Genomic DNA, 15,398 nt, shown 5'->3' with positions numbered 1-15,398 from the left:
ATGGGGGAGAGAGCCGACGGCTCTCCCGGCCACGCGGTTGGTTGCGGGGCCGGTGGCGCGCGACGGTAAGGAAACGCACCACGGTTGCCCGGCGTCCGGCGGCGTCCGGCGCCGGCAGTGCCTGCCGGCGCGCTGCACGAGGAGGATTATGAAGGATATTGAGGGCGCATTATGAACTCTGACGACGATTCAGAGCACCTATTACCCCGCGTGTTAAGTCGATTTACGGTTGACGCATCTCAGACAGGGTCGGCGAGATTCGGCTGGCGCCCGTGGCGTGGACGGACCGCACTCGCGCTCAACTACCGTGGGAGTCCGACTCAATTATGCCGAGCAGGCGAGGACGAATCGTCGCTCACCGCAATTTCTGTATTCGCCTCCGACGGACGGATATGACCCCAGGCCCTCTCTACTGGCCCACCCTTCCGTCGATGCACTCGCGCAACAGGTCGGCCTGCCCGCAGTGACGGGCATACTCCTCGATCCTGTGCACCATCAGCTCCCGAACGGCGAACCCGTCCTTCCCCAGACGCTCGCCCAGGTCCGGGTGCTCGGCCAGCGCGGCATCGGTCGCGGCCTGCTCGCGCTCCAGAGCGGAGTACGCAGCGTCGACCTCGGCCTGCTCGGCGACAGCTCCGTCGAAGTCCGCGTCACGCTCGCCGTACAGCTTCGGCAGCGGATCCCCGTCGCTGATCCAGTTGCGCCAGTCCCGTTCCACCTCGGCCAGATGCCGGAGCAGGCCGAGCAGCGACATCGTCGACGGTGGGACAGATCGACGGGCCAGTTGCTCCGCATCCAGGCCCTCGCACTTCATCCGCAGGGTCGTGCGGTAGTTCGTCAGGAAGTCCAGCAGCGTCGCAAGCTCGCCGTCCGGACTGACGCCTTCGCTGTTGCGCGGGTCGTCGTCCGGGTCAGCCCACATGTCGGGGTAGACGGATGCCTGGGTCCATCGTGCTGGTTGGTCACTCATGCGGTCCATGTTCGGCCGTGGGGGCCCGAACTCGCCACTGCTTTGTGCTCGAAGTGTTCTTCACGGTTGGTGTTCTTGAGGATCCGGTCGGCAGCTCCCGCGCATCGGTCGCCACCATGAGCACCTTCGCCGCTTTCGGTGCGTCAAACGGCTGTGGGCAGGTCCGTTCGGGCGAGTCCGTCGGTGATGGAAGCGGCCGCCGTGCGCAGCATGCCGATCGCCTGTTCCAGCAGCGGATTGGGGTCGGCCGCGCGGTGCAGGGCGAAGACCCTGCGCACATGCGAGGGGTCGGCGAGCCGGATCGCCTGTACCTCGGGTGACTCGATCATCGCCAGTTCGGGGACCATCGCGACGCCCAGCCCCTTGCGCACGAGTTCGTACGGCAAGTTGTAGTCGTTGGTGCGGAAGAGGACCTCGGGGCGAAAGCCGCCCTCCGCGCAGATGTGGAAGAGCGAACGGGCGGCGTCCGTCCCCTCGCGGTAGCAGATCCACCGCTCGTCGCTCAGGTCCGCGATCCGGATGCGCCGGCGCCCGGAGAGCCGGTGGGCCATCGGGACCAGGACGTACAGGGGCTCCTCAAGGATCAGTGTCATCGCCAGGTCAGCCGGCCACTTGTGGGGGACCGTGCCGTACTCGAAGACCACGGCCAGATCCAGTCGGCCGTCCCCCACCGCGGGCGTGACGGCCTGCGGATCGCCCTCCTCGTAGCGGACGTCCACCTGCGGGCGGTCCCGCAGGAACGCAGCCAGCACCTCCGGCACCAGCCGGAAACCCGCAGACCAGAAGCTGCCCAGATGCAGCCGGCCGCGCTCGGCGGTGGCGAACGAGCGCGTCTCGTCCTCCACGGCCTCCAGCTCGGCGAGCAACCGCGCCGCCCTACGGGCCAGTTGGGCGCCGGCCGCCGTGGGCCGGACACTGCGCGGGGAACGCTCGAAGAGCGGTACGCCCAGGGCACGTTCCACCGAGGTGATCTGCTGCGACACCGCGGACGGCGTATAGCCGAGCCGCTTGGCGGTGGCACGCAGCGAACCGGTCGCGACGACATCGCGGATCGCCTGAAGCTGGATCGGGGTCAGCATCAGCAGAACTCCATCGGTATCAGCATCAGCGGAACTTAACAGCGATGTCCCCGGGGCGACCAGCGATCCGAGCGGTCCGGGCGCAGGCAGCGGCCCGGAGGACGCCGGCACCGAGCATCAGCTCACCTGCACAACACGTGCGCAAACACTCACTCTGCTTCATCTTGTCTCGCCGCTCCGGGTGACGCAGATTGTGCGGTCAGAAGCCAGCCGACCGATGCGCGAAGGACGACTCCATGGACATACGGCCCGCGGAACGGTGTGTCCGCGTACGCAGGAGGCGCCGCGGCACCGCCGCCGCACTCGTCCTGGCCGGACTGCTACCACTGGTGGGCGGCTGCGGGAGCGCGGGGGCCGTGGAACGGTCGCCGGTACGGGTACAGCACAAGGACCCCGCCCTGCACGCGCTGCTACCGGAGAAGATCCGCAAGGCCGCGACGCTGAAGGTGGCCGAGGGCGACGACTATCCGCCGCTTGTCCAACTCGGCCTGGACAACAAGACGCTGGTGGGCATGGAACCCGAGCTGATGAAGGCGATCGGGCAGGTGCTCGGTGTCGACATCGAGTTCTCCAAGTCCAGCTTCGACAGCATCATCGGAGGAGTCCAGTCGCACCGCTACGATCTGGCGATCCAGGCGATGCTGGACAAACCGGAACGCCAGGAGCACGTCACCTTCGTCGACTACTTCCGTACCAGCAGCTCGATCCTCGTCGGCCAGGACGACCGGAAGTCCATCGGCTCCCTCGCCGACCTCTGCGGTCGTGCCTCCGCCGTGGAGCAGGGCACTTCCCAGGTCGACGACGTCGTCGAGCAGAGCAAGAAATGCACCAGGGCGGGGAAACCCGCGATCGAGGTGCTGGTCTTCCCCGACTCGGTGGGCTGCTTCCAGGCCCTGTCCACGGGCCGCACCGATGCCTTCGTCGGCGGCTCGCCCACCGTCACCTACCAGGCCGAGCAGTCCGGCGGACGACTCTTCGAGGTCGGCGACCCCTATCGCTTCCTGCCCTACGGAATCCTGGTGCACAAGGACGACAAAGCCCTCGCCGAGGCCGTGCAAAAGGCCCTGCAGAAGCTCATCGACAGTGGCGCCTACCGCCAGATCCTGAAGTACTGGAAGGTCGAATCCGGCGCCCTTCGTCGCGCCACGGTGAACGGAGGCACGGCATGACCGCGCAGACGAAGTCCGACACCCCTCCCGTGGACGGCAAGGAAGCTCCCGTCGGCCGCACCACGATCGAGGCCGTGCCGCTGCGCCGCCCCGGTCGGCTCATCCTGTGCGCGGCACTGCTCTTCCTGCTGTTCTTCCTGGTCGAGGGCTGGGCGACCAACCCTCGGATGCAGTGGCACACCGTCGGGGAGTTCCTCTTCGCGCCCGTGGTCATCGAGGGACTGGGCACCACCCTGCTGCTGACGGTCGTCGCCATGCTCATCGGTGTCGTCGGCGGCATCGTGCTGGCCGTCCTGCGGATGTCGGACAACTCCGTCCTGGCGAGGATCAGCGGCCTCTACATCTGGGTGTTCCGGGGCACGCCGCTCCTGGTCCAACTGCTCTTCTGGTACTTCCTCTCCGCCGTTGTCCCCAAGATCGGTCTGGGCATCCCGTGGGGCCCCACCTTCGTGGAGTTCGACACGAACCTGCTGATCACCCAGCTCACCGCCGCCCTCCTCGGTCTCGGCCTGCACGAGGCCGCGTACATGGGGGAGATCGTGCGCGCCGGCATCACCTCCGTCGACGGCGGACAGACAGAGGCGGCCCACGCCCTGGGAATGACCCGTCGTCAGACACTGCGGCGCATCGTCCTGCCGCAGGCTCTGCGAGTGATCATCCCGCCCACCGGCAACCAGGCGATCTCCATGCTCAAGACGACGTCACTGGTCTTCGCCATCGCTGTTCCGGAGCTGCTCACGTCGGTCCAGGGCATCTACTCACGGACGTTCCAGCAGGTCCCGCTGCTCACCGTCGCCTGCATCTGGTACCTCGTCGCGACCTCCGTCCTGAACGTCGGCCAGTACTACCTCGAACGCCGCTTCACCCGCGGCTCCCTCCAGGCACTGCCGCCCACCGCCCTGCAGCGGCTGCGCACCGCCCTCGCCATGAAGCAGGAGCCCCAGACGTGACCCCAGACATGACCCCGGACGCCACCGCAGACATGACCCCCGACATCACCGCAGGGACGACCGCAGACATGACCACCGCCGGCATCGAATCCGCTGTCAGAGCCGAGGGCGTGCACAAGAGCTATGGCGAGGTCCAGGTGCTCAGGGGCATCGATCTGGCGGTCGCTCCCGGCGAGGTGATGTGCCTCATCGGGCCGTCCGGATCAGGGAAGTCCACCTTCCTGCGCTGCATCAACCACCTGGAGTCCATCGATGCCGGCCGCCTCTGGGTACGCGGCCAACTCGTCGGCTACGAGGAGCGTGACGGAAAGCTGTACGAACTCAAGGAGACCGCCGTCGCCCGGCAGCGGCGCGACATCGGCATGGTCTTCCAGCGTTTCAACCTCTTCCCGCACATGACTGCCCTGGAGAACGTCATGGATGCGCCACTCCGCGTCAAGCGGGAGCCCGCCGCCGAGGTCAGGGAACGGGCCGAGGCGTTGCTCGACCGGGTGGGCCTGGCGGACAAGCGGAACAGCTATCCCGCCCAGCTCTCCGGTGGCCAGCAACAGCGCGTCGCCATCGCCCGCGCCCTGGCGATGCGACCCGCCCTGATGCTCTTCGACGAGCCGACCTCCGCCCTGGACCCCGAACTCGTGGGGGAGGTACTGGACGTCATGCGGGGCCTTGCCGAGGACGGGATGACCATGATCGTGGTCACTCATGAGATGGCCTTCGCCAAGGAGGTGGGTGACTCGCTCGTCTTCATGGACGGTGGAGTGGTCGTCGAATCGGGCACACCCGCAGACGTCCTGGACACCCCGCGCCAGGACCGCACCCGGGAATTCCTCAGCAAGGTCCTCTGAGGCTGCCCGGAGTCCACCGCGCCCCCGACCGGGCGAGGACCAGTGCAACAGCCCGTCACCACACCCGGCCCCCGCACCTCGACCGCATCACCCTCGACCGCGCCATCTGGGAATCCCTATGACTCGTGCAATCGTTCTCGGCGCCGGAGTACTCGGTGCTTCCGTCGCCCATCGGCTCGCCGCCGCCGGCGCCGATGTCACCGTGATCGAGTCCGGCGGGCCCGCCGCCGGCACCTCGGGTGCGACGTTCTCCGTTGACGTCACCCATCTGAAGACACCGCATTCCTACTACGAACTCAACCGCCGCAGCTCCGCGGAACACCTGGCACTCGGCGAGGAACTCGACGGACCGGCTTGGCGCCACGCCATGCCTCTCGTCCAGTGGGGCAACACCCACGCCGAACAGCACACGCTGCGCGAGCGTGCCGAACGCCTGCGGTCCTGGGGCCACCCTTGCCGTTTCGCCGATCCACGGGACCTGCGCGAACTGGCTCCCGGGGCCGACCCCGCCGCCTGCACCGGCGACGAACTCGTCGTCCACGACCACGCTTCCTGGTACGACGCCCCGCGCCTGGTCCGCAACCTCCTGGACCGAGCCGCCCTGCAGGGCGCCGTCATCCACTACGGCGTGCATGCCACCGGCCTGCTGCGCAGTGGTGACCGCGTCACGGGTGTGGTGGCGGGCGCCCGCAGCTGGACCGCTGACTGGGTCGTCAACTGCACGGGGCCGTACGCCGGCCGCATCGCAGAACTCGCAGGCGGCTCCCTGCCGATGGCCCTCTTCCCGGGACTCGTCGGCGAGAGCACTCCTGTGCCCGACGCCCCGCTCGGAGCCATCCTCGCCGCCCCCGGAGTGGACCTGCGTCCCGCGCCCGACGACCGCGTGCTGTCCATCTCCTGGGAGATCGACGCCCTACTGCCCGACGCGTCCGAAGCAGCCGCGGACCGCCCGGACCTGGAACTGGAACTGCACCGCCGCGGCCAGGCCGTACTCACCGCGCTGAGGGCCGCGCCCCGTCTCGCCGGCGTACGGATCGGCGTACGCCCCGTGCCGTTCGACGGACTGCCGCTGGCCGGGGCCCTGCCCGGGGCGCCCGGCCTCTACCACCTCGTTTCGCACAGCGCGGTGAACCTCGCACCCGTGCTCGGCCGACTCGCAGCCGAGGAGATCATGGCAGGCGGCCCGGGCGCGGCGGGTGTGGGTGTGGGTGCGGGTGCGGGTGCGCTGGAGGCGTACCGGCCCGATCGCCCCACGGTCGCCGAGGTCCAGGACGAGAGCCTCAAGACGATGAGTAACCAGTCCGCACCGGCCGCCGGCTGACCGGTGCCCGCCGGCCCCCGGGGGGCCGGCGGCGACCTCACCGGGCCGGCGGACGGTCAGTCCGCGACCAGGCGATAGCCGTGACCGGTGCCGAACCGGCTCGTTCGCTCGTCGTTCTCGCGCTGCCGCCGTACGACGTAGCTGCCGGGTGCCATACCGGTGCCGCCGTGCTCCGGGTGGATCAGGTAGGCGACCGCCGTGGTCTCGATGAGGCCGAGCGCCAGTCCGTCGCGGTCACGGACCCCGGCCGTCCACCAGCAGGTGCCGGCGTCGGCCACCAGAGTGTGCGGATTGCCGCCCGCAGCACTGCGCAGCAGCTCGACCCCGGCCGGGGGCACCTCCCGCCGCTCCGCGAACGGCGGCACGCTGATGCCGTCGGCGAGCAACGCGTAGGGGACGACGATGAGGTCGCCCTGGGCCTGGAGCCCGTCGATGACCGGGATGGTCACCTCGCGCTCCAGATGGCCGAGGACATCGAGGCCGGTGCGGGTGGTGAGTTCGGCGAGGGTCAACTGTGCGTGCTGTGGCATGAGTGCATCACCTTTGAGTGTGTGAAGGGGAGAGGTGGAGGGGAGAACGGCCCGGCGGGGTCAGGTGCGCCGCTGAAGCCGGGAGTACTGGTCGCCGGTCAGGCCGTAGGACCAGCCCGCGGCGTCGACGGGGTTGTCGATGTCGGCCGGCACGCCCAGTCCGTAGCGGCGGCGTCGCCCGTCCGGTTCGACGGAGCCGTTGACGACGAGAAGTACGCGCGCGGGACGGCCCCAGACCTGCTGTGGTACGTGGTAGAGGTGCAGGTCGGAGCCGGGGTTGCCGGGGTCGGCGGCGCTGCCGACGAGCTGCAGCTCGGCCTGTTCGATGTAGGAGTCCCAGCCGATGCGTTCGATGGCGCAGCGGCGTACCTCGACGTTCGTCTCGCGGTGGATCCGTTCGACGGTCGGGTCCGTGATCACCCAGGCCGGCACCCGGGTGCCGTTCAGGGCGTACAGCTCCGTGCCGTCCGCGAACCGCACGGCGGGACTGTCCGGATGGTGCAGTCGCACTTCGCCGTGCCGTCCGCCGGGCGCCGGTTCGGTGTGCACCTCGGCCGGCCGTTCGGCCATGACGCACCGGTCACGGCCGGGCCACCACCAGCCGGTCGACCGCGCCAGGGCTGCCCAGAGGGCGAGCTGGCGGGTGTCGCTGTCGCGGTAGCGGACCAGGCCGACGCGTGCCTGGATGTCGTGGTGGCCGATCCAGTGCGTGTCGTGCTGGCCGTACCAGGTCAGTGGGGACGAGTCGCCGGACACGGACGCGGGCAGCAGTGCCGTACGCACCGGGGCCCGCACCGCGTCGCGCACCGACGCGGCCAGCGCGTCGCGCACAGTGGCCGCGAGCACATCGCCCAGCGGCACCCCGGCCTCGACGGCGTCCTCGGGGCTCAGGGCCCGGGCCGGCGGCAGGCCGCTCGGGTACCACCGCCATGGCGGCGCGGCACGGCTGATCTGTGTGTCCATACGGGTCCGCAGATCCGACTGCAGTGAAGCCAGCCGGGCGGCGAGCGGCCAGTCCGCCCCGTGTGCCGGCGATGCGCCCGACCGCAGCCGCGCGGGTTGGAAGTTCTGCGGGTCGTCGCGCAGTGCAGACCGGGCCGCTGCCGGGGACGGGACCCAGATGAACTGCGGCCGACGTGCGCCGATTCGGCGGTACAGCTCGGTGACGGCCGCCTCGGCTCGGGCACGGTCGGCCGGTTGTGTACAGAGGGCGTGGGAGAGCCAGTCGTCCCGTAAGGCGCACGCCAAGGACAGGCGCTCGCGGCTGGGGAGATGGCGCGCATCGGGGAGCGGGCTGCGGGAGGATGCCCCGCGCGAAGAGAGCACCCGGCTCACCGGAGAGTGGTGGTGTCCACCTTTCCATGGGTCATGGACGGGATCGTGGCAGCTGCCGGTGCCCGACGGCAAGGGATTATCGGCAAGGGGGCGGCGGCGGCCACGAATTCGGCAAGGCCGCTCGGCGAGCGGAGGTGGGCGCCCTGGCCTCCCGCGTGCGGTGCGCCGGCGGTCCTGCGAGGCGTGAACGACGGCGGCGTGGACGCGCTTGAGGTATGAGGACGGATGGCGTCAGGCCTCGCTCGACCGCCTCGCTCGACCGCTTCAACCGTGACGACAGGCCCTGCCCGGGCCTTGGAGATGTTAGGGCGATATTTCCGTTTAGGCCGGGTGGGGTGATCAGGTCGGGTGGGGGAAACCCGGCGATGGTCGGATCGTTACCAGTCCATGATCAAGCGCACAGTACGTGTCCTGGCCCTCGCCGCCGTATCCCTCGCCCTCACCGCAGGAGCCGCGTCTGCAGCAGAACCGATGCCCCCCGCCCAACAGCATGTGGACGAAAGCGCACTCAGCGGCGAACGGTCGAAGAGCCTCTACTGGAACGCCGAGAACGGCTGGATGGCGCCCGGGAACCAGGGCGGTAAGCAGGGTCAGCCCGATGGGTCGAAGAACGTCCCCGAAGAGCAGCCGGATCAGCCCGTTGTCCCCCGAGTATTGGAAGACGTCCTCGGTCTCTGAGGCGAAGGGACTCCGGACTCACGCACCCTGATGCGTTGTCAGGGATGAGGTCCCTGCGTTGGGCTTCCTCCCGCGCAGTCGGGCGCAGCCCGAGCGTGAGTGGGCGTGTCGGCGTCCCCGGCATGCGCACTCACGCCGGGTTGCGCCTCGTTTGCCGTCTCGCACAACTGCGGCCGTCCTTGCTCATTGCCACCTACGACGAGCTGCCTGGTGTTCTGACCGGCAAGGCTCACCGGGGCGAGATTGCTCAGTCCGACAGCGCTGCTCTGCGATCCTCGGCATGCCGTCAACTCCCTGGCCTCCACCGAACGGCAGAGCGGCCGGACCATGCGGGGGGCCGGCACCCATTGGCGCCGGCCCCCCGCATGGTCGTGGGCGAGGACGGTCAGGCGTCGCTCGGCAGGAGTTCGGCCATCAGCAACCGGATGCGGTGTTCGATCGAGTCGCGGATCGGCCGGACCGCATCGACTCCTTGTCCGGCCGGGTCGTCGAGTTTCCAGTCCAGGTACCTCTTGCCGGGGAAGACCGGGCAGGCGTCGCCGCAGCCCATGGTGATCACGACGTCGGATACCCGCACGGCCTCGGTGGTCAGCGTCTTCGGGGTCTCGGACGAGATGTCGATGCCTACCTCGGCCATTGCCTCGGCCACGGCCGAATTCACCGTTGGGGCCGGAGCCGATCCCGCCGAGCGGACCTCGACCTTGCCCTGGCTGAGGTGGGTGAGGAAGGCGGCGGCCATCTGAGACCGGCCGGCGTTGTGCACGCAGACGAACAGCACGGACGGCTTGGACTCAGACACGGGCGGGGCCTTCCTCGGAGGCGGCAAGACCTGAGGCCGCCTGGGTGGGCCGGGGGAAGAAACGGCGGGCGGCCAGGGCGACATGGACCAGCCCGATCAGCACCGGCACTTCGATGAGGGGGCCGACGACCCCGGCCAGGGCTTGTCCGGACGTTGCGCCGAACGTCGCGATGGCGACGGCGATGGCGAGTTCGAAGTTGTTGCCCGCGGCGGTGAACGCCAGGGTCGTTGCCTTTGGATAGTTGAGCCCGACGGCCTTGCCCAGGGCCATGGATCCGGCCCACATGACGGCGAAGTAGACCAGTAGCGGCAGCGCGATCCTGGCGACGTCGAGGGGCTTGGAGGTGATGGCGTCGCCCTGGAGGGCGAAGAGCACGACGATCGTGAACAGCAGTCCGTACAGGGCGAACGGGCCGATGCGGGGGATCAGTTCGGTCTCGTACCAGGCCCGCCCCTTGGCCTTCTCGCCCAGGCGGCGGGTCAGGAATCCGGCCAGCAGCGGGATGCCGAGGAAGATCAGCACGGAGCGGGCGATCTCCAGGACGCTGACGTTCAGGGCGGTCTGCTCCAGGCCGAGCCAGCCGGGCAGGACGGAGAGATAGAACCAGCCCAGCAGGCTGAACGCGATCACCTGAAACACTGAGTTGAGGGCCACCAGCACGGCGGCGGCCTCGCGGTCGCCGCAGGCCAGGTCGTTCCAGATGATGACCATGGCGATGCACCGCGCGAGGCCGACGATGATCAGGCCGGTCCGGTATTCCGGCAGGTCGGGTAGGAAGATCCAGGCCAGCGCGAACATGATCGCCGGGCCGAGGATCCAGTTCACGACCAGCGAAGGGATCAGCAGGCGCCGGTCGCGGGTGACGGTCTCCAGGCGGTCGTAGCGGACCTTGGCGAGGACCGGATACATCATGACGAGCAGCCCCAGCGCGATCGGCAGCGAGACACCGGTGACGGTGATCTGCGCAAGGACGTCGCCAAGCCCGGGAATGAGTCGCCCCAGGCCGAGGCCGATGCCCATCGCGACCAGGATCCAGACGGCGAGGAAGCGGTCCAGGAACGACAGCCGGGCGGCGACCGGCCCCGCGACCGGCGCCGCGGTGGTGGCATGGGCGGTCACGAAGCGGCCCCGGCGGGCTCGTCGAAAGGCTGCACGGGCGGGGACCCGGGACGGGTGAGGATCCCGGCAAGCCTGTCCGTCATCTCGGGCAGCAGCCAGTAATACACCCACGTCCCGCGGCGTTCGCAGTCGATGAGGCCGGCCTGACGCAGCAGCTTGAGGTGGTGGGAGATCGTCGGCTGGGACAGGTCGAAGGCCGGCGTCAGGTCGCACACGCAGACCTCCCCGCCCTGCCGGGAGGCGATCATCGACAGCAGTCGCAGCCGCACCGGGTCGCCCAAGGCCTTGAAGACCTTCGCAAGCTCGACGGCCTGCTCCTCGTCCAGCGGGGAGGTCAGTAGACCGGGGCAGCAGGCTTCGGCCCGGCCGAGCACCTCAAGCTCTTGTTTCGACATTCTTCTATGTTGACAGTCTTCGATTCAAGGCGCAAGCTTGAATCGACAGACATCAATGCAGCCTGATTGGGGAGGCCGCCATGTCCCGCGTTCAGCTCGCCCTCAACGTCGCCGACCTCGAAGGATCGGTCGCGTTCTACACCAAGCTCTTCGGCGTCGAACCGGCCAAGCGCCGGCCCGGATACGCCAACTTCGCCCTCACCGAGCCGCCACTGAAGCTCGTCCTCATCGAGGGCGATCCGGGCCAGGAAACCCGCCTGGACCACCTCGGTGTCGAGGTCACCTCCACCGAACAGGTCGCCGCTGCCACCGACCGCCTCAAGGGTGCAGGGCTGGCGACCTTCGAGGAGAACGACACCTCGTGCTGCTATGCGCTCCAGGACAAGGTCTGGGTCCACGGCCCCGGCAAGGAGCCCTGGGAGGTCTACGTCGTCAAGGGCGACGCCACCCAGTTGGGCAAGAGCGCCGCCCTGGACGGCGACGCCTGCTGCGGCAGCGAACCCGCGAACGCCGAGCCCGCCGAGGCCGCCTCGGGATGCACCTGCGGCAGCTGATTCGCCAAGTCACGGCACGGGAGGCCCCGCGCGTCGCGGGCGGCCACCTTCCGCCTCCGGGCTGGCGGCGCCTCGCACTCGTCGAAGCACTCTGAACGGAGGGGTGGCCAAGACCCGAATCAGGGGGGAACCTCTTACTCATCCCGGGCGTCTGATCACCAGAAAACGATCACCGGGCGTTATGCGAGGGTAGTGGGTATGGCGATCACGCTGGCCGAGGAGATCATGCTGCTGTCTCTGGACGATGAGTCCGGGTCGGCGAAGCAGCGGAGCGCCGCTGGGTGGGCGGTGTCGGGAGGGATCCTGCTGGAACTGGTCCTGGCCGGCCGGGTATCCGTTGCGGGCAAATGCCTCGAACTGACAGACACCACGCCGACCGGGGACGAGTTGCTCGACGGCCGGACGGCGCTGATCGAGACCTGGCTGCGCGGTCGCAAGCAGCGACGGGTGACGGAGTGGCTGACGAAGGACCAGGCCAAGGCCGTCGGTGCGGCTCTGGAGAGCCTGTGCCGGCGCGGCGTGGTCGTGGAGGAGAAGCGCAAAACACTCGGTATGTTCCCGATGCGCCGCTATCCGGAGGCCGATGGCGTCGTCGAGGCCGAGTTGCGGGAACGGCTCCGCGCCGTCGTAGTGGACGGCGCCGAGCCGGACACCCGGACGGCGGGCCTGATCGCGCTGATCCACTCCGCCAAACTGCACCGCCTGGCCTTCCCCGACAGCCCGCGCAAGGAGGTCACCGCGCGGATGGCCCAGGTGGCCGACGGGCAATGGGCGGCTGAGAATGTTCACGCCGCCATCCGCGACATGCAGGCGGCGATGATCGCGGTCACCGTGGCCACGTCCACGGCGGTCGCCACGGCCGGGAGTTAGACCAACCTTTTGCCCGTTGGTCCGAGGGTGCGAGAGTCGGACTCCGGGGACTTCTCCGTGCGGCTGTCGGAGCCGCCGCCGGTGTTGGTTACGGCGAGCAAGATCCCTGCCGTTCCGGGCCGTGGCCCGGGCGTTGGGCGGCGCATCGAGCTCCGACCACGGACCCCACTGACAGGCAGGCAGTCAGTGGTATCCGGGAGACAGTGACCTTCCGGCCGGCGAGGTGGTGCCCGACAGGTCACCTACCCAGGTCTCCCTGCAGCCTCCCTGGAGTGCCCGTTGTGACTGGGCCCCGCTACGTCGCGACGCAGGGTGCGGACGTGTCGTGTCTCAGCCCCACAGTGCCGCTCGAAGGGACAGTCCGTGGTGTCGGCGCAGCCGGTACACCTCCCAGGCGGACAGTGCCGTCACGGTCACCGGTGCGCCCATCATGAAGGCGATTCGGGCGAGCGGCGGGACGTTCTGGTAGGCACCCGTGGCAACGTCCATGATCGCCATCTCCCACACCAAAAAGGCGGCGAGGATCGGTGGCACCATCTCGTGGATGTCGGCCGTGCGGAAGACGTGCACGAGTGAGAGTCCGATGCCGTAGATCGCGAAGCCGAGCGACCACAGGGCGAGCAGCGCGATGACCACCTTGCCGGGGATGCCGACGAAGTCGCGCAAACCCGCCGGCTCAGGTGCCATCGCCAGCGGGAAGGTGGCCATGGAGGCGACGATGGCCGCCACCGCGCCGAGAGGCTTGAGGGCACGGCGCACATAGACGTGCCGCAGTCCGCCGTTGGCCGCGGCACAGAAGGCGCCGACGACGACGGGGAACGTGCAGATCAGCACCAGCACGCTGATCCAACTCTGATTGAAGCGGTCGGAGAGGACATCGGCTGCCTTCCCCGAGTTGCTGATCGCGGTGTACGTGATCGTCAGCCACACCCAGGCGACGACGCCCGCCACCGTGCGCCACAGTTGGAGCTTGCGGACTGTGGTGTCCTGGACCACGCCGGGCCGCGACGGCCGGAAGACCCGCTGGGCCGCGTGGAGCGGGTTGAAGATGCACCGCAGGATCCGCCGCCCTCGGGGCGGCTCCGGCGGCAGTGTCGGCAGCCACGGGGGATGCGGTCCCCAGCCGGCCTGCGGCGGCACGGTCGGGCCAGGCGGGCCGCCCGGCCGCCATCCGCCTTGGGGGCCCTGCTGCGGCCACCCCGGCCCGGCCCCTTGAATGCCGCCTGGGCCGTCACCCCAGTTGCTGCCCCCCGTCGCGCCTCCACCGGCTGTGCTCATACCGCCAACCCCCGTAGTCCGCCCCGGCAGTTCGTGAAACCCGCGCGATACTACCCAGTTGTACCCAGTCCCTGTGGCGAAGGTCTTCGAGCTGCTCGGCGATCGGCCTGCTCGTCGGAGAGAGGGACGGCCTTCCATACGGCTGGGCTCCATCGTTGGTTCACCGCCGCCTGGAGGGAGGCCAGGCTGAGGCGGAACAATGGCGGCCATGAACGACACGGTCGCCATTGCCCTGATCACCTCCCTGTCCACGCTGTCTGCCGCAGCACTGGCAGGCGCGGTTTCCGCACGGGTCACCAGCAGGCAACTGCGACACCAGGCTGCTCTCGCACGCGAGGAGCGAGGCGAGAAAAGAGCGATCGACCATCGGGAGATGCGGCGCGAGTCATACGAGCGGTTCCTGTCCCAGACCGATGCGGCCTACCGCGTTCTGGATGAAGGATGGTTCGCACTGCCCTTCACGGAGATACCTCGGTGGGAAGCAGGATTCGCCGCACGCAGAGCACTGGACGAGGCATACATCCGCGTTCGCCTGGTGGGACCTGAAGAGGTCGCGGAGCGAGGGGCCGAAGTGGTCCGCAGCATCGGCGACGAATTTCGCCGGCACACACGCGTCGTCAGCTCGCACCCCGACACAATGAGCAGTGCCGCCGAACTCGATCCGTCAGCCCGCACGAAAGCGCTCCGCGCTCGGTTCGCCAGTAGCGCGGAGTTCGTCAACGTGGCGCGTCAAGCTCTGGGAAGCGAGCTCTCGGCGATGCCCGGTGCGGGCCCTGGCTCCGAACCCCGAGCGGTGTGACTCCGCTTCCCCTCGCCCTCTGATGAGTGGGTGCCACACACGCCTGGGGGAGTTGCCATGGCCGGCTTCGGACAGCGCGGAGCCAGTTGTCGCAGCGTCAGGTCGGTCCGCCGGTAGCGGCCGACGTAGACCTCACGATCATCAGCCACGTGGGCTGCTGATCCGTTCGGGCTGGATCACATAGATCACCCGGACTTGGTCCCGGCCGCCGAACCATGGGTAGGGCCCGCCGAGATACTTCTGCGCGAGCGCCTCGATGTGGTCGACCGCCCCCTCGGTGGTCACACGCACCACACGGCCGCGGATCTGGACGTAGGAGCTCGGTTCCGCGGGGTCGGCGATTGCTACGGCCACCCGCGGGTCGCGCGCGATGTTTCGGGTTTTTTGATGCGACTCAACGCTGTTGATCAGGACGTGTTCGCCGTCGGTGTCGACCCATGTCTGGGTGAGCTGGGGCGAGCCGTCGGGCATCGTTGTAGCGATGTAGCAGGTGCTGGGGCGCCGCAGAAGCGCCACCACATCCTCGCTGAGGGGTACGGGCACGGGAGGTCTCCAGGAGTCGGTTCGATGGGTGCTGGGCAAAACGGTAGCCAGGGCAGGGAACCCGGCCCTCCCCGCCCCCTGGACAGCCCGCACACAGCGTCGTCACGAAGCCGGACGTCACCCGCGCCCACGCCGCCGCGCCCGTGCCTCCTGGAGGAGTCTC

The 15,398-nt window shown here is 68.9% G+C and carries 17 protein-coding genes; 8 read left to right on the top strand and 9 right to left on the bottom strand.

Features of this window, described 5'->3' with window-relative positions; genetic code table 11:
• Positions 1-409: 409 nt before the first annotated feature.
• Positions 410-979 (bottom strand): DinB family protein, encoded by a 570-nt coding sequence (locus ACH4FH_RS12215; protein WP_398555715.1) that lies wholly within the window; start codon positions 977-979, stop codon positions 410-412.
• 134 nt (positions 980-1,113) lie between these two features.
• Positions 1,114-2,049, bottom strand: coding sequence for a LysR family transcriptional regulator (locus tag ACH4FH_RS12210; RefSeq protein WP_398555714.1), 936 nt, complete (start codon positions 2,047-2,049; stop codon positions 1,114-1,116).
• Between the two features lie 236 nt (positions 2,050-2,285).
• Between ACH4FH_RS12210 and ACH4FH_RS12205 the strand changes: the two genes are divergently transcribed.
• The 4 genes from ACH4FH_RS12205 (at position 2,286) to ACH4FH_RS12190 (ending at position 6,334) form a co-directional block, all read left to right on the top strand.
• A complete protein-coding gene (locus ACH4FH_RS12205; RefSeq protein ID WP_398555713.1) occupies positions 2,286-3,218 on the top strand; it encodes an ABC transporter substrate-binding protein in 933 nt (310 codons plus the stop codon).
• Positions 3,215-4,168 carry an amino acid ABC transporter permease gene (locus ACH4FH_RS12200; RefSeq protein ID WP_398555712.1) on the top strand — a complete coding sequence of 318 codons (954 nt, stop codon included), beginning with the start codon at positions 3,215-3,217 and terminating at the stop codon, positions 4,166-4,168. The genes ACH4FH_RS12205 and ACH4FH_RS12200 overlap by 4 nt, the downstream gene beginning before the upstream one ends.
• A gap of 68 nt (positions 4,169-4,236) precedes the next feature.
• A complete protein-coding gene (locus ACH4FH_RS12195) occupies positions 4,237-5,013 on the top strand; it encodes an amino acid ABC transporter ATP-binding protein (protein WP_398556057.1) in 777 nt (258 codons plus the stop codon).
• A gap of 118 nt (positions 5,014-5,131) precedes the next feature.
• Positions 5,132-6,334 carry an NAD(P)/FAD-dependent oxidoreductase gene (locus ACH4FH_RS12190; RefSeq protein ID WP_398555711.1) on the top strand — a complete coding sequence of 401 codons (1,203 nt, stop codon included), beginning with the start codon at positions 5,132-5,134 and terminating at the stop codon, positions 6,332-6,334.
• 56 nt (positions 6,335-6,390) lie between these two features.
• Here ACH4FH_RS12190 and ACH4FH_RS12185 read toward each other — a convergent pair whose 3' ends face one another.
• Both ACH4FH_RS12185 and ACH4FH_RS12180 read right to left on the bottom strand, forming a co-directional pair.
• Positions 6,391-6,864 carry a hypothetical protein gene (locus ACH4FH_RS12185; protein ID WP_398555710.1) on the bottom strand — a complete coding sequence of 158 codons (474 nt, stop codon included), beginning with the start codon at positions 6,862-6,864 and terminating at the stop codon, positions 6,391-6,393.
• Positions 6,865-6,924: 60 nt separating this feature from the next.
• On the bottom strand, positions 6,925-7,827 hold the full coding sequence (locus ACH4FH_RS12180; RefSeq protein ID WP_398555709.1) for a DUF6745 domain-containing protein: 903 nt from the start codon (positions 7,825-7,827) through the stop codon (positions 6,925-6,927).
• A gap of 759 nt (positions 7,828-8,586) precedes the next feature.
• Here ACH4FH_RS12180 and ACH4FH_RS12175 point away from each other — a divergent pair.
• Complete coding sequence (locus ACH4FH_RS12175; RefSeq protein WP_398555708.1) at positions 8,587-8,877, top strand: hypothetical protein; 291 nt, start codon at positions 8,587-8,589, stop codon at positions 8,875-8,877.
• A 385-nt stretch (positions 8,878-9,262) separates the two neighbouring features.
• On the opposite strand, the gene ACH4FH_RS12170 is transcribed toward ACH4FH_RS12175, so the two are convergent.
• From ACH4FH_RS12170 to ACH4FH_RS12160, 3 genes are read right to left on the bottom strand one after another with little or no spacing between them, the layout of a single operon-like run.
• Positions 9,263-9,676 carry an arsenate reductase ArsC gene (locus ACH4FH_RS12170; RefSeq protein ID WP_398555707.1) on the bottom strand — a complete coding sequence of 138 codons (414 nt, stop codon included), beginning with the start codon at positions 9,674-9,676 and terminating at the stop codon, positions 9,263-9,265.
• Entirely contained in the window at positions 9,669-10,796 is a 1,128-nt protein-coding gene (gene arsB, locus ACH4FH_RS12165; RefSeq protein ID WP_398555706.1) for an ACR3 family arsenite efflux transporter, read from the bottom strand. The genes ACH4FH_RS12170 and arsB overlap by 8 nt, the downstream gene beginning before the upstream one ends.
• Complete coding sequence (locus tag ACH4FH_RS12160; protein ID WP_398555705.1) at positions 10,793-11,191, bottom strand: ArsR/SmtB family transcription factor; 399 nt, start codon at positions 11,189-11,191, stop codon at positions 10,793-10,795. The genes arsB and ACH4FH_RS12160 overlap by 4 nt, the downstream gene beginning before the upstream one ends.
• 80 nt (positions 11,192-11,271) lie before the next feature.
• Between ACH4FH_RS12160 and ACH4FH_RS12155 the strand changes: the two genes are divergently transcribed.
• Positions 11,272-11,745 carry an ArsI/CadI family heavy metal resistance metalloenzyme gene (locus ACH4FH_RS12155; protein WP_398555704.1) on the top strand — a complete coding sequence of 158 codons (474 nt, stop codon included), beginning with the start codon at positions 11,272-11,274 and terminating at the stop codon, positions 11,743-11,745.
• A gap of 198 nt (positions 11,746-11,943) precedes the next feature.
• The gene (locus ACH4FH_RS12150) at positions 11,944-12,615 is read left to right on the top strand and encodes a GPP34 family phosphoprotein (RefSeq protein WP_398555703.1); all 672 of its coding nucleotides are present in this window, start codon (positions 11,944-11,946) and stop codon (positions 12,613-12,615) included.
• A 330-nt stretch (positions 12,616-12,945) separates the two neighbouring features.
• Here the strand turns inward: ACH4FH_RS12150 and ACH4FH_RS12145 are convergent, their stop codons facing one another.
• Positions 12,946-13,755 carry a hypothetical protein gene (locus ACH4FH_RS12145; RefSeq protein ID WP_398555702.1) on the bottom strand — a complete coding sequence of 270 codons (810 nt, stop codon included), beginning with the start codon at positions 13,753-13,755 and terminating at the stop codon, positions 12,946-12,948.
• A gap of 346 nt (positions 13,756-14,101) precedes the next feature.
• Between ACH4FH_RS12145 and ACH4FH_RS12140 the strand changes: the two genes are divergently transcribed.
• Positions 14,102-14,692: a hypothetical protein gene (locus tag ACH4FH_RS12140; protein ID WP_398555701.1), complete on the top strand. Its 591-nt coding sequence runs from the start codon at positions 14,102-14,104 to the stop codon at positions 14,690-14,692.
• A 141-nt stretch (positions 14,693-14,833) separates the two neighbouring features.
• On the opposite strand, the gene ACH4FH_RS12135 is transcribed toward ACH4FH_RS12140, so the two are convergent.
• Entirely contained in the window at positions 14,834-15,235 is a 402-nt protein-coding gene (locus ACH4FH_RS12135) for a PPOX class F420-dependent oxidoreductase (RefSeq protein ID WP_398555700.1), read from the bottom strand.
• Positions 15,236-15,398 lie beyond the last annotated feature (163 nt).

The sequence above is a fragment of the Streptomyces sp. NPDC017993 genome (assembly GCF_044328065.1).
Classification (GTDB): Bacteria; Actinomycetota; Actinomycetes; order Streptomycetales; family Streptomycetaceae; genus Streptomyces.
The sequence above is the reverse complement of the archived record's forward strand: the minus strand, read 5'-3'. Positions and strand labels throughout refer to the sequence as shown.